This is a genomic window from Salmonella sp. SAL4457 (assembly GCF_046548235.1).
GTDB lineage: Bacteria > Pseudomonadota > Gammaproteobacteria > Enterobacterales > Enterobacteriaceae > Salmonella > Salmonella enterica.
Map to the genome: position 1 here is coordinate 1,253,171 of NZ_JBGDZO010000001.1, position 17,486 is coordinate 1,270,656.

12 protein-coding genes are annotated in these 17,486 nt (G+C 50.2%); 5 read left to right on the forward strand and 7 right to left on the reverse strand.

Going from position 1 to position 17,486, the window contains the following annotated elements:
• Positions 1–160 precede the first annotated feature (160 nt).
• Together pyrD and pepN are read right to left on the reverse strand one after the other, a co-directional pair.
• On the reverse strand, positions 161–1,171 hold the full coding sequence (gene pyrD, locus ACLJNW_RS06460) for a quinone-dependent dihydroorotate dehydrogenase (RefSeq protein WP_000291723.1): 1,011 nt from the start codon (positions 1,169–1,171) through the stop codon (positions 161–163).
• Positions 1,172–1,378: 207 nt separating this feature from the next.
• Positions 1,379–3,991: an aminopeptidase N gene (pepN, locus tag ACLJNW_RS06465; RefSeq protein WP_000193787.1), complete on the reverse strand. Its 2,613-nt coding sequence runs from the start codon at positions 3,989–3,991 to the stop codon at positions 1,379–1,381.
• A gap of 266 nt (positions 3,992–4,257) precedes the next feature.
• Between pepN and pncB the strand changes: the two genes are divergently transcribed.
• Positions 4,258–5,460 carry a nicotinate phosphoribosyltransferase gene (gene pncB / locus ACLJNW_RS06470; protein ID WP_000191413.1) on the forward strand — a complete coding sequence of 401 codons (1,203 nt, stop codon included), beginning with the start codon at positions 4,258–4,260 and terminating at the stop codon, positions 5,458–5,460.
• 80 nt (positions 5,461–5,540) lie between these two features.
• Here pncB and ACLJNW_RS06475 read toward each other — a convergent pair whose 3' ends face one another.
• Positions 5,541–6,974, reverse strand: coding sequence for an alanine/glycine:cation symporter family protein (locus ACLJNW_RS06475; protein ID WP_001524705.1), 1,434 nt, complete (start codon positions 6,972–6,974; stop codon positions 5,541–5,543).
• Between the two features lie 245 nt (positions 6,975–7,219).
• Complete coding sequence (gene dpaL, locus ACLJNW_RS06480; protein ID WP_024154819.1) at positions 7,220–8,434, reverse strand: diaminopropionate ammonia-lyase; 1,215 nt, start codon at positions 8,432–8,434, stop codon at positions 7,220–7,222.
• 317 nt (positions 8,435–8,751) lie between these two features.
• Between dpaL and ACLJNW_RS06485 the strand changes: the two genes are divergently transcribed.
• The 4 genes from ACLJNW_RS06485 (at position 8,752) to aspC (ending at position 13,887) form a co-directional block, all read left to right on the forward strand.
• The gene (locus tag ACLJNW_RS06485) at positions 8,752–9,213 is read left to right on the forward strand and encodes an Lrp/AsnC family transcriptional regulator (protein ID WP_000762343.1); all 462 of its coding nucleotides are present in this window, start codon (positions 8,752–8,754) and stop codon (positions 9,211–9,213) included.
• Positions 9,214–9,413: 200 nt separating this feature from the next.
• Entirely contained in the window at positions 9,414–10,814 is a 1,401-nt protein-coding gene (gene asnS, locus ACLJNW_RS06490; RefSeq protein ID WP_023204242.1) for an asparagine--tRNA ligase, read from the forward strand.
• Positions 10,815–11,420: 606 nt separating this feature from the next.
• Positions 11,421–12,512: a porin OmpF gene (gene ompF, locus ACLJNW_RS06495; RefSeq protein WP_000977709.1), complete on the forward strand. Its 1,092-nt coding sequence runs from the start codon at positions 11,421–11,423 to the stop codon at positions 12,510–12,512.
• 184 nt (positions 12,513–12,696) lie between these two features.
• Entirely contained in the window at positions 12,697–13,887 is a 1,191-nt protein-coding gene (gene aspC, locus ACLJNW_RS06500) for an aspartate transaminase (RefSeq protein ID WP_000462653.1), read from the forward strand.
• 61 nt (positions 13,888–13,948) lie between these two features.
• Here aspC and ACLJNW_RS06505 read toward each other — a convergent pair whose 3' ends face one another.
• The 3 genes from ACLJNW_RS06505 to ldtD all read right to left on the reverse strand — a co-directional run bounded on the left by ACLJNW_RS06505 (position 13,949) and on the right by ldtD (position 17,279).
• Positions 13,949–14,596 (reverse strand): MBL fold metallo-hydrolase, encoded by a 648-nt coding sequence (locus ACLJNW_RS06505; protein WP_001109471.1) that lies wholly within the window; start codon positions 14,594–14,596, stop codon positions 13,949–13,951.
• 27 nt (positions 14,597–14,623) lie between these two features.
• Positions 14,624–15,172: a YcbK family protein gene (locus tag ACLJNW_RS06510; RefSeq protein WP_000357052.1), complete on the reverse strand. Its 549-nt coding sequence runs from the start codon at positions 15,170–15,172 to the stop codon at positions 14,624–14,626.
• A 259-nt stretch (positions 15,173–15,431) separates the two neighbouring features.
• Positions 15,432–17,279, reverse strand: coding sequence for a L,D-transpeptidase (gene ldtD / locus ACLJNW_RS06515; RefSeq protein WP_023204241.1), 1,848 nt, complete (start codon positions 17,277–17,279; stop codon positions 15,432–15,434).
• Positions 17,280–17,486: the final 207 nt, after the last annotated feature.

The following is a 17,486-nucleotide window of genomic DNA, read 5'->3' on the forward strand; positions in this document are numbered from 1 at the left end:
CTCTCCCGCTTTTAAGCAACTCGTAACAGCATTGTCCTTTTGCCGCTTCGTTTATTACCCCAATAATAAAAGCCTAAAATGTCTAAATAAGCAACAGTGGAGAAATATAAAACAACCAGCGCCGGAAATAAAGCCCTGGTTGTCTGATAAAGGGTAAAGTTTAGATGTGCGTTACGATTTCTTTAATCAATGGCGGGCCTTTAAAAATAAAGCCGGAATAAATTTGTACCAGCGTAGCTCCTGCCGCTATCTTCTCGCGCGCGGCGATAACTGAGTCAATGCCGCCGACGCCGATAATAGGCAATTGTCCTTTTAACTCCTGGGATAAACGGCGAATAATTTCTGTGCTTTTTAATTGTAATGGCCGGCCACTTAATCCCCCCGTTTGCTGGCAATTTTTCATTCCTTGTACCAGAGAACGATCGAGGGTGGTATTTGTCGCAATCACCCCATCAATATTATGACGAAGCAGGCTATCGGCAACCTGGATCAATTCTTCTTCACAAAGATCCGGCGCGATCTTTACTGCCACCGGCACATATTTATGGTGGATCGCCTGAAGATCGTTTTGCTTATTTTTAATGGCAGTTAACAGATCGTCCAGCGCATCGCCATACTGGAGCGTACGTAGCCCTGGCGTATTCGGCGAAGAAATATTAATGGCGATATAACCCGCATAAGCATAGACTTTTTCCATACAAATCAGGTAGTCATCTTTGCCATTTTCGACAGGCGTATCTTTATTTTTACCGATGTTAATTCCCAGAATACCATCAAAATGGGCTTTTTTAACATTCTCGACCAGGTTATCGACGCCCAGATTATTAAAGCCCATCCGATTGATCAGACCTTCAGCATCCACCAGACGAAAAAGACGCGGCTTATCGTTACCCGGCTGTGGGCGCGGCGTCACGGTGCCGATTTCCAGGGAGCCAAACCCCATCGCGCCTAACGCGTCGATGCACTCCCCGTCTTTATCCAGACCGGCAGCCAGCCCCAGTGGATTTTTAAAGGTAAGTCCCATGCAGGTAACCGGCTTTGTCGGTACTTTCTGGCGCACCAGCGCTTCCAGCGGCGTACCTGTAATGCGGCGTAATTGTTGAAATGTAAATTCATGAGCGCGCTCTGGATCGAGCTGGAAAAGGGCTTTACGAACGAAGGGATAGTACATGAACTCTCCTGGATTCCCGGTGTGCAAACCGGGGGCGTATTATGGGCGATAACAAAGCAAAAGGGAATTGACCTACGGCAATAAATAGCAATCGTTTTCCTTCATTCTCACTTCACGTTTCGCCAGCGAGCGTCATCGTCCGGCAAAAAAATGCCCGGCAGCGCTAACGCTTACCGGGCATGTCTTACCTCTTTATAACGGATACTGTCAGGCTAACGCTTTAGTTATCTTCTCGTACAGATCGCCGGAAAGATTCTCCAGCCCTTTTAACTGCTCCAGCGCCGCGCGCATTTTCTCCTGACGCTTATCATCATAACGTTTCAGACGAATCAGCGGTTCAATGAGGCGAGATGCTACCTGCGGGTTACGGCTATTCAGATCGGTCAGCATTTCGACCAGGAACTGGTATCCGCTACCGTCTTGCGCATGGAACGCCGCCGGGTTGCTGCCAGCAAACGCGCCAATTAATGAACGGATGCGGTTCGGGTTGCTCATACTGAAAGAACGGTGTTTGAGCAGGCCGCGTACGGTTTCCAGTACATTTTCCGCCGGGCTTGTGGATTGCAGGATAAACCATTTATCCATCACCAAGCCGTCCTGATGCCACTTATCGTCATACTCCTGCATCAGCGTATCGCGGCACGGCAACTGCGCCGCCACCGCAGCAGACAGGGCCGCCAGCGCATCGGTCATATTATTGGCGTCGCGATACTGTTTGCTGACCAGCGTATTAGCCAGCTCCGTTTCGCCGAACGCCAGGAAGCGCAGGCAAGCATTGCGCAGCGTGCGCTTACCGATATCGCCGTGATCAACACGATACTCATCCAGATGATTGGCGTTATAGATAGCAAGGAACTCATCCGCCAGTTCTGCCGCCAGCGTACGCGTTAGCGCTTCACGAACTTGCGCAATGGCGATTGGGTCGATGACCTCAAACAACTCCGCAATTTCATTGGCCGAAGGCAGCGTTAAAATTTCTGCGGCCAACGCCGGATCGATTTTCTCATCCAACAGTACTGCGCGGAACGCATCAGCGACATGCACCGGAAGCGATAGCGGTTGCCCCTGCTGATGACGCGCCACATTCAGTTTAATGTATGTGGCCAGCAGGCTTTGCGCCGCATCCCAACGGGAGAAATCATTGCGCGCATGGCGCATCAGGAACGTCAACTGCTGATCGCTCCATTTATATTCCAGTTTCACCGGCGCTGAAAACTCGCACAGCAAGGCCGGAACAGGCTGGAAGTAAACATTATCGAAGGTAAATGTCTGCTCCGCCTGCGTGACGTTCAGCACGGCGTTGACCGGGTGACCGCCTTTTTGCAACGGAATGACGTTGCCTTCGTTATCGTACAGTTCGATGGCGAATGGAATATGCAGCGGTTGCTTCTCCGCCTGATCCGCCGTCGCCGGAGTGCGCTGGCTGATGGTCAACGTGTACTGCTCGGTTTCCGGATTATAATCATCTTTTACCGTTACAATCGGCGTGCCGGACTGACTGTACCAGCGGCGGAAATGGGACAAATCGACATTAGAAGCATCTTCCATCGCCTGTACGAAGTCATCACACGTCGCGGCGCTGCCGTCATGGCGCTCAAAATAAAGCTGCATCCCCTTCTGGAAATTTTCCTCACCCAGCAACGTGTGGATCATGCGAATGACTTCCGCACCCTTTTCATAAACGGTGAGGGTGTAGAAGTTATTCATTTCGATTACTTTATCCGGGCGGATAGGATGCGCCATCGGGCTGGCGTCTTCCGCGAATTGTAAACCGCGCATGGTACGCACGTTACTGATGCGGTTCACCGCGCGTGACCCCAAATCAGAGCTAAACTCCTGATCGCGGAACACGGTTAGCCCCTCTTTAAGGCTCAACTGGAACCAGTCGCGGCAGGTGACGCGGTTGCCGGTCCAGTTGTGGAAATACTCATGGCCTATCACGCGCTCAATATCGAGATAATCTTTATCCGTCGCGGTATCGGTTCGCGCCAGCACGTATTTGGAGTTAAAGATATTGAGACCTTTATTCTCCATCGCGCCCATATTAAAGAAATCCACCGCGACAATCATATAGATGTCGAGGTCATATTCGAGCCCAAAACGCGCTTCATCCCATTTCATGGAATTTTTCAGCGAGGTCATTGCCCACGGCGCGCGATCCAGATTGCCACGGTCAACGTACAGTTCTAATGCGACTTCACGCCCGGAGCGGGTGGTAAAGGTATCGCGCAGCACGTCAAAATCACCGGCCACCAGCGCAAACAGATAACACGGTTTCGGGAACGGATCTTGCCACTGAACCCAGTGACGGCCATTCTCCAGTTCACCCTGCGCAACACGGTTGCCATTGGAAAGCAGGAACGGATATTTGCTTTTATCCGCAATAATTTTGGTGGTAAATCGCGCCAGTACGTCCGGGCGGTCAAGATACCAGGTAATATGGCGGAAGCCCTCCGCTTCACACTGGGTACAGAGCGCATCGCCGGACTGGTACAATCCTTCCAGCGCCGTATTCGCCGCCGGACTTATCTCGTTGACAATGCGTAACGTAAAACGCTCTGGCAGGTCGCTGATGATAAGCGCGCCCTCTTCTTCCTTATATGCTGTCCACTGCGCATCGTTGACGTGGATAGATACCAGCGTTAAATCTTCCCCATCAAGGCGAAGAGGCGCATCAGGCGCGCCATGACGAACAGCCTGGCTTATTGCGGTGACCACGGTTTTTTCGGCATCGAGGTCAAAGGTCAAGTCAATATCAGTAATCTGGTAATCCGGCGCGCGATAGTCATGGCGGTATTTGGCTTGTGGCTGTTGTGTCATAAAAAACCTTTCGCATCTTTGTGTAGAGTGTCGACTCCAGTCTATTCCTGTTGCGCAAATCGCGCTACGCAGAATGTTCATCTTTTCAGGCACAAACGGCCTATTTGCTACATTTTTATAACATGGGGCACGAAATGCGCTCGACCCTAAAGACAGCTTATGGTGTGATCGGGGTTCAATAAATCGCTAAACAAGGTATACTCCAGCGGTTTTCTTAGTTGTTTATTGTACTAAACGCTCCCGTGAGAGGACGCAACAGCGCACCTATGACACAATTCGCTTCTCCTGTTCTGCACTCGTTGCTGGATACAGATGCTTATAAGTTGCATATGCAGCAAGCCGTTTTTCACCACTACTATGATGTGCAGGTAGCGGCTGAGTTTCGTTGCCGTGGCGACGACCTGCTGGGTATTTATGCCGATGCTATTCGCGAGCAGGTGGACGCGATGCAGCACCTGCGCCTCCAGGAGGACGAGTTCCAGTGGCTCTCCGGCCTGCCCTTTTTTAAACCGGATTATCTGAACTGGTTACGCGAGTTTCGCTATAACCCAGATCAAGTCTGTGTCACCAACGATAACGGCAAGCTGCATATTCGCTTAACCGGCCCGTGGCGTGAAGTCATTATGTGGGAAGTGCCGCTGCTGGCCGTGATCAGTGAGCTGGTTCATCACTACCGCTCGCCAAACGCGGGCGTTGATCAGGCGCTCGACGCGCTGGAAAGTAAGCTGGTTGATTTCACTGCGTTAACCGCCGATCTCGATATGTCCCGCTTCCACCTGATGGACTTCGGCACCCGCCGCCGTTTCTCTCGTGAAGTGCAGCAGGCGATAGTTAAACGTCTCCAGCAGGAGTCATGGTTCGTCGGCACCAGCAACTATGATCTCGCGCGTCGCCTGGCGCTGACGCCGATGGGCACTCAGGCGCACGAATGGTTCCAGGCGCATCAACAAATCAGTCCGGACCTGGCGACTAGCCAGCGTGCCGCGTTGGCCGCCTGGCTTAACGAATATCCGGACCAGCTTGGTATCGCATTGACAGATTGCATTACAATGGATGCGTTTTTACGCGATTTCGGCATTGAATTCGCCAGCCGTTATCAGGGGTTACGCCACGACTCAGGAGACCCTGTCGCATGGGGCGAAAAGGCGATTGCCCATTATGAAAAGCTGGGGATTGATCCGCTGACAAAAACGCTGGTCTTTTCAGATAACCTTGATCTGCAAAAGGCGGTCGAGCTCTATCGCCATTTCGCGTCTCGCGTGCAGTTAAGCTTCGGCATCGGTACCCGCCTGACCTGCGATATCCCTCAGGTAAAACCGCTCAATATCGTGATTAAACTCGTGGAATGTAACGGAAAGCCGGTGGCTAAACTTTCCGACAGCCCCGGTAAAACGATCTGTCATGATAAAGCGTTTGTGCGCGCGCTGCGTAAAGCGTTCGATCTCCCGCAGGTGCGTAAAGCAAGTTAACCATGCCTGTGCGAAGCGCCCGGAAAGTGGGCGCTTTGTTACTCTCCTGACCATCTTACCTGTTCTGGCCGCGATGGTGACTATTCTTCCCCTTCACTCTTCGACATATTTACGTGCGTAATTTGCGTTGTTTTTTCAGAATTAGTGTCCCGCTGTGTACGCGTTCTGAATAAATTGAATTCGCTAATAAATTCTTTACGCAGCAAGAACAGAGCAATTACGTTGGGGATAACCAGAAAACCGACAGCAATATCAGCCATTAACCAGATTACCGGGATTTCCATATTAACGGCAATCAGTGGCGGCAAAAAATATAGCCATTTAATGATGCGTTCTAGCTTATCGCCAAAAATATAGTTTATCGAAGTGCGAAATTTAATATATGAGCCAAGATAAGAAGTAAACAGAATCAACGCCACACCGAGACAGAGAACCTGAACAATAATCGGATGCCATGTTTCTTTTAAGGCGGCAAAGATAATCTGAATACCTTGATAACTGGCGTCTGTCCACATACCAGAAGCAAGTACAGCAAATGCAGTAAAGTTACAGGTAATCATTGAGACAAAAAAAACTTCCACTGCCCCCCACATTCCCTGACGGAAAGCGTAATCCACGTTGGCAGTAGCATGTACTGTGGCCGAGGTACCCATGCCGGCTTCGTTAGTGAATATTCCGCGACTGGCTCCTTTACTGATGGCCATCATGATGGTTGACCCGACAAAGCCACCGGCTGCTGGCGCAGGGGCAAAGGCATAATAGAAAATACTTTTTATAACCTGTGGGATAGCCTCGATATTCAATACCACTACACCAGCGGCACCAATGAAATAGGCAATGGTGATCGGTGGAAGTGCAATCGTACAGAATTTACCAAGACTGGAGAGTCCTTTTAAAATAACCAACGCGCCTACGATGACAATAAATCCTCCGATGACGCTTGTTGGGATGTCAAACGTATAGTGAATGACCGCCGCCATCGTATTAGTTTGCACAAAACAGGCATCCGTAATAACCAGAATCATTAATGCAAACGCATATAATCCTGCCAGGGGATGCCATTTTTTATTGAGCCCTTTCTTAATATAATGCATTGGGCCGCCATAATATTCGCCATTCTCACCTTTACTTCGGTATTTCACCGCCAGCGTCACTTCAACCATTTTGGTCATCATACCCACGACCGCAATGATCCACATCCAGAAAATTGCCCCAGGCCCGCCAACCGCAATAGCCGCAGCAACACCTGCGATCGTTCCCGCGCCTAATGAGCCGGATAGCACAGTGGCAGCCACCTCTATTGATTTTAAGGATTTTTTAGACGCTACCTCGCCAGTAGTGTTTTGTTTATTTTTTCCGGCAAGTGTACCAATTGTATTACGGTAAATGTCTTTTAAATTAATAATCTGGAAAAATTTGAGGCGTACTGTAAAATAAAAACCAATGCCGATGACACACAAAAATAATGGGCCACCCCATAGAAATTCAAAGAGTTGTGAAAGTTGCTCTAACATAATGACCTCGGATTTAAATTAATTCGTTCAGTCTCAGAAATAATCTTTCCAGTTCAGCGTAATCCTGAATTTTGCCAACAACACTAAACTGGAAAGTCAGCGGGTAGGAGCATCCCTTACTCACTAAATGCCGTTTTAATGGTATATTGTTATAAAGTCTTGCTTCCTGCATTAGGTTTATTATACGTATAAAAAACGCATTTTTTACATGCTACCTTTATTATCTAATTTTTTAGTCGTAATATTTAAGCACTGCGTCCGTTCCAGACTATATCTTCATAAATATCTGGGGACGTATCGCCTTCGGTGCTAATAAGCAGAACATGAGCACTGGCATCAAGCTGTAAGCGATTAGCAAGATCCTGATAATGCATATTGTTCATCAACTCATAAAGTAACCCTACGCCAATAGCTCCGGACTCGCCGGAAATAAAAGGCGTATCCGTACCTGGACGCGGCGCGGCAGAAATACGCATACCCTTAGCCGCCAGACAGTCATCAGCGGAAATAAAACAACTGGTGTTGTCCCGAATAATAGGCCAACTGATAATATTCGGTTCCCCACACGCAAGCCCGGCCATTATCGTCGCCATATCGCCAGTGACGCAGTGAGGTTGACCATCATTCATAACTGCGGATTGATAAAGACAGTTGGCCTGATGCGGCTCAACCACAATAATATTAGGGATATTTCCCTGCATTTTTTCAACAAAATAACCCATAACACTGCCAGCAAACGATCCCACCCCCGCTTGTAAAATAAGATGGGTTGGCAACGGACTGTTTGTTTCTGCGAGCTGCTCATAAGCTTCAACCGCTAGTGTCATATAGCCTTGCATAATCCATGTTGGGATCTCTTCATACCCTGTCCAGGCTGTATCCTGCAAAAGCACCCAGCCTTTTGTTTGCGCCATTCTATGGGCCAGTCGCACTGCATCATCGTAGTTCAGATCGGTGATGGTGCATTCAGCTCCATGATGGCGAATATTCTCTGCCCGGATTAACGATGATCCTTTAGGCATATAAACGACGGCTTTTAGACCTAATTGCTCCGCCGCCCACGCCACACCACGGCCATGATTGCCATCCGTCGCGGTAACAAAAACACAATCCTTAATTTTTTCTTTAATCTCAGGAGTGTTAAGGGCAGCAAAACTTAACGAGTTAATATCACATTGCAATTTATCAGCGAGATATTTTCCTACAGCATAAGAGCCGCCCAGACCTTTAAAAGCATTCAGACCAAAACGCCAGGATTCATCTTTAATATGGATGGACCCTAGTCCAAGCCGCCGGCTTAGATGCGCCAGATTATGTAACGGCGTGACGGCATAATTGGGTAATTTTTTATGAAATGCTAACACCTCACGCCCAACATTTCCGTTAAGCAAACTTAAGGCCGCTCCTGTACCATATTTTTTCCGACGTGTATTAAACTGGTATTTAATAAGTTCATGCATAATGATACCTTTTGTTAAAGTTTATTTATTGAAATAATATGTTTTTGGCAATTATTGAGTAGAAACAAGTAAAGAACTCGCGTTTTGTGGCTGTAGTAGTGGTTATCCTCACTTTAATAAACCGTACTGATAAAAGAGTCGCACAATATCTATTACGTCCTTTTCTTTATTCCACTGATTATGATAGTACTATGCTTATTGCTGTTAAATGGCGCGAAAATGCCCATCGTCGTGCAATTTTCACCTTTTTTTAACGACCTGGACGCGGCAAAATTGCGCACAGTGATAGTCATCACATTAAAGAGGTTATTTGCGATATGAAGCTTGACGCCTGGGATAAAAACATTCTGACATTATTGCAGCGCGATAATCGTCTTTCTCAGCGGGAAATCGCCGAACAGGTCAATCTTTCACCTTCGGCAGTGAATCGTCGTATCGCGGCACTGGAGGAGGCGGGCATAATTAAAGGCAATGTCAGCCTTATTGATGCTGGCAAAGTGGGACGCCCGGTCACGATTGTGGTGCAGGTGGTGATCGAAAACGAGCGATTCAATTTACTGGAAGAGGCTCGTCAACGGTTTGTCAGTTGCCCGCAGGTGCAGCAGGTCTACTACGTAACGGGCGATTTCGACTTTTTACTGGTGCTCAATGTTCGTGACATGGCGGAATATGAAACGCTTACCCGTGAGCTTTTCTTTTCCTCAGGCAATATAAAGTCTTTTAAAACGATTGTCGTGATGCAAAACGCCAAGCAAGAGATGCGCGTCCTGATCGAGTAACGTGCGCAAAGCTTGCAAAACCAGCCTAAATTCTCAATGGTTCGCGAGCAGGTGCGAACTTTTTACAGGTTTCTTTCTGAAAACCTGCTTCCAGATGCGATTTCTGCTTGTCTGATTGCAGATGCCAGGTAACATAGGAATACCCCCATTTCGGGTGGACAAGTGTTTATTTTTTCCGACTATTAACTAGAGAGAATATTATGAGCGTTGTGCCTGTAGCCGACGTACTCCAGGGCCGTGTAGCCGTTGACCAAGAAGTCACCGTGCGCGGATGGGTGCGTACCCGCCGAGATTCAAAAGCTGGCATCTCCTTCCTCGCCGTTTATGACGGCTCCTGCTTTGATCCTGTACAGGCTGTCATTAATAATTCTCTGCCCAATTATAATGAAGAAGTATTACACCTGACGACAGGCTGCTCCGTGGTAGTAACAGGTAAGGTTGTCGCGTCGCCGGGACAGGGGCAAAGTTTCGAAATCCAGGCCACGAAAGTAGAGGTCGCAGGCTGGGTAGAAGATCCGGATACCTACCCGATGGCGGCAAAACGCCATAGCATTGAGTATCTGCGTGAGGTCGCGCATCTGCGCCCGCGCACCAACCTGATTGGCGCGGTAGCGCGCGTCCGCCATACTCTGGCGCAGGCGCTGCATCGCTTCTTCGATGAGCAGGGTTTCTTTTGGGTCTCTACCCCGCTGATTACCGCTTCCGATACCGAAGGCGCTGGCGAAATGTTCCGCGTCTCAACGTTGGATCTGGAAAACCTGCCGCGTAACGACCAGGGCAGAGTAGATTTTGACAAAGACTTTTTTGGCAAAGAATCATTCCTGACCGTCTCCGGCCAGCTCAACGGTGAAACCTATGCCTGCGCGCTGTCCAAAATCTATACTTTTGGGCCGACCTTCCGCGCGGAAAATTCCAACACCAGCCGCCACCTGGCGGAGTTCTGGATGCTGGAGCCGGAAGTGGCATTCGCCGATCTGGAAGACAACGCCCGTCTGGCGGAAGCCATGCTGAAATATGTCTTCAAGGCGGTTCTGGAAGAGCGTGCGGATGACATGAAGTTCTTTGCCGAACGCGTGGATAAAGACGCTATCGCTCGTCTGGAGCGTTTTGTCTCTACCGACTTCGCTCAGGTGGATTACACCGATGCGGTCGCCATTCTGGAACGCTGTGGTAAGACATTTGAAAACCCGGTGTTCTGGGGCGTCGACCTCTCTTCCGAACACGAACGTTATCTGGCGGAAGAGCATTTCAAAGCGCCGGTAGTGGTGAAAAACTATCCGAAAGAAATTAAAGCGTTTTACATGCGCCTTAACGAAGATGGCAAAACCGTGGCGGCCATGGATGTGCTGGCGCCGGGAATCGGCGAAATCATCGGTGGTTCCCAGCGTGAAGAGCGTCTGGATGTGCTGGATGCCCGTATGGCCGAAATGGGGCTGAATAAAGAGGATTACTGGTGGTATCGCGACTTGCGTCGCTACGGTACTGTACCGCATTCCGGCTTTGGTCTGGGCTTTGAACGCCTTATCGCTTACGTCACGGGTGTGCAAAACGTGCGCGATGTTATTCCGTTCCCACGGACCCCACGCAACGCCGGCTTCTGATTTTTACGTCACACTCAAGGCCAGCTATGCTGGCCTTTTTTTTCGCCTGAATGTCAGTTTTATTATCAATAAGTAAATAAAATTAATTACAACCCTCTGAATTACCACATCTTGTTACTGTATATTTCACGAAAATATTTACACATAAAAATTAATCCTTAATTTTATTGCGGATTAGATTTTTCTGCTCTAATAGCACAATTTTTCACCACAATTTCAGACATCCAGACTTCTAAATGGCCATTTTTATGAAATAGCTCGTCTGCTGCTTTTTCAGGCACAACGGTGTCGCGAACAAATAAATGCAATAAAATCATAGATATAAAAGAAAAACGATCAAATCAAAGCGATAACTCAGGGGAAGTTTGACGTTGTTCACAAAGTTCCGTAAAAATAACATTTGTTTACATATTCTTTCCTTTTGAAACTAAATCTTTATCTTTGTAGCACTTTCACGGTAGCGAAACGTTAGTTTGAATGGAAAGATGCCTGTCAGACACATAAAGACACCAAACTCTCATCAATATTTCTGTAAAGTTTTATTGACGGAATTTATTGACGGCAGTGGCAGGTGTCATATAAAAAAACCAATGAGGGTAATAAATAATGATGAAGCGCAAAATCCTGGCAGCGGTGATCCCTGCCCTGCTGGCTGCTGCAACCGCAAACGCAGCAGAAATTTATAATAAAGATGGTAATAAGCTGGATCTGTACGGTAAAGCCGTGGGTCGTCACGTATGGACAACGACCGGCGATAGTAAAAATGCCGACCAGACTTATGCCCAGATTGGTTTTAAAGGGGAAACGCAGATTAACACCGATCTGACCGGTTTCGGTCAGTGGGAATACCGTACTAAAGCAGACCGCGCTGAAGGCGAACAGCAGAACTCGAATCTGGTCCGTCTGGCTTTCGCGGGTTTGAAATACGCGGAAGTGGGTTCAATCGATTATGGTCGTAACTACGGTATCGTTTATGATGTTGAATCCTATACCGATATGGCCCCCTACTTCTCCGGCGAAACCTGGGGCGGCGCCTATACTGATAACTACATGACCAGCCGTGCTGGCGGTTTGTTGACCTACCGTAACTCTGACTTCTTTGGTCTGGTGGACGGTCTCTCTTTCGGTATCCAGTATCAGGGTAAAAATCAGGACAACCACAGCATTAACTCTCAGAATGGCGATGGCGTAGGTTACACCATGGCATATGAGTTCGACGGCTTTGGCGTCACCGCAGCGTACAGCAACAGCAAGCGTACTAACGATCAGCAGGATCGCGATGGTAATGGCGATCGCGCAGAATCGTGGGCCGTTGGCGCGAAATATGATGCAAACAACGTCTACCTGGCTGCCGTATATGCTGAAACCCGCAATATGAGCATTGTTGAAAATACGGTTACCGATACCGTGGAAATGGCAAACAAAACGCAGAACCTGGAAGTGGTCGCTCAGTACCAGTTTGACTTCGGCCTGCGTCCGGCAATCTCGTATGTGCAGAGTAAAGGTAAGCAGTTGAACGGCGCCGACGGCTCGGCCGATCTGGCGAAATATATTCAGGCGGGCGCGACTTACTACTTTAACAAAAACATGAACGTATGGGTTGACTACCGTTTCAACCTGCTGGACGAAAACGACTACAGCTCCAGCTACGTTGGCACCGACGATCAGGCGGCTGTCGGTATTACTTACCAGTTCTGATCAGCAGACCCCTTTGTTTTATGCCTCAAAAACAGGACTTCGGTCCTGTTTTTTTATCTCTCTTAGAGAAAATGTGCGTCTTTCAAAAACAGGCGGGCTTTTTAGCGCTAACGGTTGGCATTTTGTAAATCTGCCGTTAACCTGATAGCGGATTTCCCTTCTGTAACTATAATGGAACCTCGTCATGTTTGAGAACATAACCGCCGCTCCTGCCGACCCGATTTTGGGCCTGGCCGATCTGTTTCGCGCCGATGACCGTCCAGGGAAAATTAACCTTGGCATTGGCGTATATAAAGATGAAACCGGCAAAACACCGGTGCTCACCAGCGTTAAAAAAGCCGAGCAGTATTTACTGGAAAATGAAACGACGAAAAACTATCTCGGCATTGACGGGATTCCGGAATTTGCTCGCTGCACTCAGGAACTGCTGTTCGGCAAAGGCAGCGCGCTGATTAACGATAAGCGCGCACGCACGGCGCAAACGCCGGGCGGTACCGGCGCGTTACGCATTGCCGCCGACTTTTTAGCAAAAAATACTCCGGTAAAACGGGTGTGGGTGAGCAACCCCAGCTGGCCGAACCACAAAAGCGTGTTTAACGCTGCCGGCCTGGAAGTTCGGGAGTACGCTTACTACGATGCGGAAAATCACACGCTGGATTTTGAAGCGCTACAAGCCAGCCTGAGCGAAGCACAGGCCGGCGATGTGGTTCTGTTCCACGGTTGCTGTCATAACCCAACCGGCATTGACCCTACTCTGGAACAGTGGCAGGTTCTGGCTGAGCTTTCCGTTGAAAAAGGGTGGCTGCCGCTATTCGATTTCGCTTACCAGGGCTTTGCCCGCGGCCTGGAAGAAGATGCGGAAGGTCTGCGCGCCTTTGCCGCGCTGCATAAAGAGCTCATTGTCGCCAGCTCCTACTCCAAAAACTTCGGCTTATATAATGAGCGCGTCGGCGCCTGCACCCTCGTGGCTGCCGATGCGGAAACCGTGGATCGCGCTTTTAGCCAGATGAAATCCGCCATTCGCGCTAACTACTCCAACCCACCAGCGCACGGCGCGTCCATCGTCGCGACTATCCTGAGTAATGACGCCCTGCGCGCTATCTGGGAACAGGAACTGACGGACATGCGCCAGCGTATTCAGCGTATGCGTCAACTGTTCGTGAATACCTTGCAGGAAAAAGGCGCGAACCGTGACTTCAGCTTTATTATCAAGCAGAACGGGATGTTCTCATTCAGCGGTCTGACCAAAGATCAGGTGCTGCGTCTGCGTGAAGAGTTTGGCGTTTATGCCGTGGCTTCTGGTCGCGTGAACGTGGCGGGCATGACCCCGGATAATATGGCGCCGCTGTGCGAAGCCATTGTCGCGGTACTGTAAAAAGCTGCCGACTGGCGTGACCGATAAAAAAGCCTGCACATTGCAGGCTTTTTCATTCTGCTTACCAGACCGGCATCTCATCTTGCAGGAAGGGATTATGCAGACGCTCGTACCCGAGCGTAGAGAGCGGGCCGTGGCCAGGAATAAAGGTCACATCATCGCCAAGCGGCAATAATTTACGCTTAATGGCGTCAATCAACTGGGTGTGATCGCCGCGAGGAAAATCGCTGCGCCCGACGCCACCTTTGAAAATCACATCGCCGGAGATCAGCAGTTGCGACTGTTCATCAAAGAAAACCACGTGTCCCGGCGTGTGTCCCGGACAATGTAACACCTGTAACGTCACATTCCCCACGCTGACGCGATCGCCGTCGTTCAGCCAGCGATCAGGCGTCAGCGGCTGACACTCATCCAGACCAAACATGCGGCTTTGCGCCGGCAGTCCTTGCAGCCAGAACTCATCTTCTTTTTCCGGACCGATAACAGGAACGCCGTAATGCTGCGCCAGTTCACTCGCCGCGCCGACATGATCGAGATGCCCATGCGTGAGTAAAATTTGCATCAACGTCACGCCGCTGGCGTCCACTTCCTGTTTAATTTTTTCCGCGTCGCCGCCCGGATCGACCAGCGCCGCCAGCCGGGTTTGTTCGCACCAGATTAATGAACAGTTCTGGGAGAACGCGGTGACCGGAATAATACGATAGTTCATACTGCTCCTTTGATTAAGCCTCGCTGATTACCAGTGCCGCGCCGGCCCGGTATCAATATGCACAAAGTTACTACGTGGGTAATATCCTACACCACCTGCGCGCATAGATAACGCCGCTTTGCGAATATTGCTCAGTGCCACGCCCTCAATATGAAAATCCATCGCCTGCCCTTTTGTATGGTAGCTTTTTTTCGCTACGCCGCTGCTACGGGCGCGTAATTCATTATTGGTATCAAGAGAACGGTAGCCTGAGATGAGCTGCACAGGTTTACGCGTCCCTAACAGCCCCTGAAGTCGGTAAAGTTGGTCAAACAGGCGGGGATCGATTGATCGGACTTTATTCGCGCGATAATCACGGAAAAAATGGTTTAACTTTGCTAATTCATCCTGAATGTAGGCTCTTCCATCGAAAAACTCCGCCTTGATTGACTCTCCGGTATGGAGATTGTTTAACGTCAAAATGCGCGGGCGTGGGGTCGAGAGTGTGGCAAACGCTGGCGCGGGCAGGATGGCGGCGCCGAGAGCGACACCACCAAGCGCCAGCAGCTTGCGGCGATTAGCGTCAAATTTGTCCATGATAATCAGGTCTACAGGTCAATGTTATCGTTAATACACTTCTACCTTTAAGCAGACATGATACCGGCTGGCACAGACTTCTGAACGGCCCGGTCGACTTAAAGGTTGTTGTATATGCACTTCTGGCGCACGAAAGGCACCTTAACTGCCGATAAAGCCCGCGTCAAGATGGCCCTCCCCCAGCCACAACGGGGGTCTACAGCGAAACGCCCCGTTGAAGCCAAACATTAGGACAACATATTTACCAGAACTTCTTCATTTACCTGATTAATTGTTCAACCTTTGGCACAATTTGTGCGCTGGATCGCGCTGTGAGATCGTAATTGTAAATATCTGTACGATATTGCATACGTCCATCTGCGCCGACAAATGCGGTCAGATAGTAAAGATTTACTGGAATGTTCTGCCGGATATTGACATACCGCGTGTCGCCTTGCTTCAGGGCGCCTGAGATCCGCGCATCGTTCCAGCCAGCATCCTGCAAGAGCATATTCGCCAGCTCAGAGGCCTTATTGACCCGCACGCAGCCAGAACTTAACGCCCTGGCGTCACGCTGAAAGAGAGTATGGTTAGGCGTATCGTGCAGATAGATAGCATCTGAACTCGGCATATTAAATTTATAACGCCCCAGCGAATTGTGCGCGCCTGGCGCCTGCTGGAAACGGAACGGAAGATTCGATGGCGTAATGGTGGCCCAGTCAACCTGCCACGGATCGATCGCTTCTTTGCTGTTCCAGCCGCGCATCACGGTGTAGCCATGGCGCTCCAGATAGCCTGGGTCATTCCACACCTTCGGTAAAATGTCTTTACGCGCAAGCGTGGGCGGAACGTTCCACGGCGGGTTCACCACCACATTATTCAGCGCGCTGCTCATCATCGGCGTTTTACGATCGGGACGCCCGACGATCACCCTTGAAGCCAGCACCTGGTTGCCATTCTGATAGTAGACCAGCGAATAAGCGGGAATGTTTACCATAATACCGGTAGAGAGTTCCGCCGGCAGCAGGCGTAAACGTTGGATATTCAGTGCCAGTACGCCTGCGCGTTGCGCGGGGGTCATATTAAGCCAGTTACGCGTCGCCGGGCCAATAACGCCATCCGCCCCCAGCCCTTGCCATGCCTGAAAACGCTTTACCGCCTCGACCAGTTCACGATCGTAGGCGCGTGCCGCCGGAGCCGACTTGCTACGGCGGGCCGTTGGTTCGTCGACCGGCTGCGCCACCGATGTTTCGACTACCGCGGCGGAGGGGCTGACGACGGCGCTATCAGCAGTGTTATCGCCGGGTAAGGCTATCTTTGGACCGCCATCCAGCATCCCCGTACGCTGTAATATTTCGCGCAGCGCAGGCACATCGTTACTCCATTGCCCCGGGCGCAGCGTCGCGGTATTGGCCAACTGCGGCCACGGGCGAGAGTCCGCCACCAGCTTCAGTAGCGCGTCATGCATGGGCGCATACTGTGGATGCTGCGGCGCCAGGCTGGCGACAAACATCGGCAACTGGCCCTCTTCCAGCGCGATTTGCCACTGGTTAATCACCGAGACTGGCGGCGTCGCCAATGCGTAAGGTTTGTTGCTATATAACCAGCGCTGGCCTTTGACGGGGATATTCGCAATGAAATGGAGATAGCCCATCATGGCGTCTGACAACACAACATCGCGCGCCATACCGTTTACGGCGGGATCGGTCAACAATGCCACCCAGGCGGTAAACTGCGGCTGGAATCCGGCAATCGCCACCTCCGCCAACTGTTGCTGGAAGACTTTCACCGCATCGCGATTATCCCACATGGGCTTCATGTCGCGCGCGGCATACAGCAATGTCAGCTGGCTCATATAGACCGGCGTATAGCCGGAAGGAAGCTGCGACTGTAAATCAGCCCGGACTTTCTCGGCTGAAACGCCCTCCGGCAGCGGCTGAATCCCGGCCATAATCGCCGTCGCGGCTGATTGCTTCTGCGGCCCAGCCAGATCCGGCGCGGCAACGGCGCTATCGCCAGGTATCATTTCAGGCTCATCGGCCTGCGCATTGAACAGTGGAGCGAATGTTACGGCCAGGCATAAACTGATTGCCGACAGACAACGACCACACATCTTGTTAAGCAACATCCCTTGCCCCCTGTTTTCGTTATCATACTCCGCATGACTGTGCTGCCCGCAGCGCGGGTCAACCGCAACCAATGCTTTTGTTTAGTATGACGAGTCAGCCTGCTCACTCGTCAGGCTTAACTCCAGTATATAAAGTTCGTTACGTTTTTGCCTAACCTAATGTAAAGAAGTTTAAAGAAAATGCACTACCCGGAGAGATTTTTCAGA

What these genes read in the sequence shown, in the direction of transcription:
- ACLJNW_RS06475 (WP_001524705.1), bottom strand. Translation starts at nt 6,974, where the DNA reads ATGTTAGAGCAACTTTCACAACTCTTTGAATTTCTATGGGGTGGCCCA.
- dpaL (WP_024154819.1), bottom strand. Translation starts at nt 8,434, where the DNA reads ATGCATGAACTTATTAAATACCAGTTTAATACACGTCGGAAAAAATAT.
- pepN (WP_000193787.1), bottom strand. Translation starts at nt 3,991, where the DNA reads ATGACACAACAGCCACAAGCCAAATACCGCCATGACTATCGCGCGCCG.
- ACLJNW_RS06510 (WP_000357052.1), bottom strand. Translation starts at nt 15,172, where the DNA reads ATGGACAAATTTGACGCTAATCGCCGCAAGCTGCTGGCGCTTGGTGGT.
- ldtD (WP_023204241.1), bottom strand. Translation starts at nt 17,279, where the DNA reads ATGTTGCTTAACAAGATGTGTGGTCGTTGTCTGTCGGCAATCAGTTTA.
- ompF (WP_000977709.1), top strand. Translation starts at nt 11,421, where the DNA reads ATGATGAAGCGCAAAATCCTGGCAGCGGTGATCCCTGCCCTGCTGGCT.
- asnS (WP_023204242.1), top strand. Translation starts at nt 9,414, where the DNA reads ATGAGCGTTGTGCCTGTAGCCGACGTACTCCAGGGCCGTGTAGCCGTT.
- pncB (WP_000191413.1), top strand. Translation starts at nt 4,258, where the DNA reads ATGACACAATTCGCTTCTCCTGTTCTGCACTCGTTGCTGGATACAGAT.
- pyrD (WP_000291723.1), bottom strand. Translation starts at nt 1,171, where the DNA reads ATGTACTATCCCTTCGTTCGTAAAGCCCTTTTCCAGCTCGATCCAGAG.
- ACLJNW_RS06485 (WP_000762343.1), top strand. Translation starts at nt 8,752, where the DNA reads ATGAAGCTTGACGCCTGGGATAAAAACATTCTGACATTATTGCAGCGC.
- ACLJNW_RS06505 (WP_001109471.1), bottom strand. Translation starts at nt 14,596, where the DNA reads ATGAACTATCGTATTATTCCGGTCACCGCGTTCTCCCAGAACTGTTCA.
- aspC (WP_000462653.1), top strand. Translation starts at nt 12,697, where the DNA reads ATGTTTGAGAACATAACCGCCGCTCCTGCCGACCCGATTTTGGGCCTG.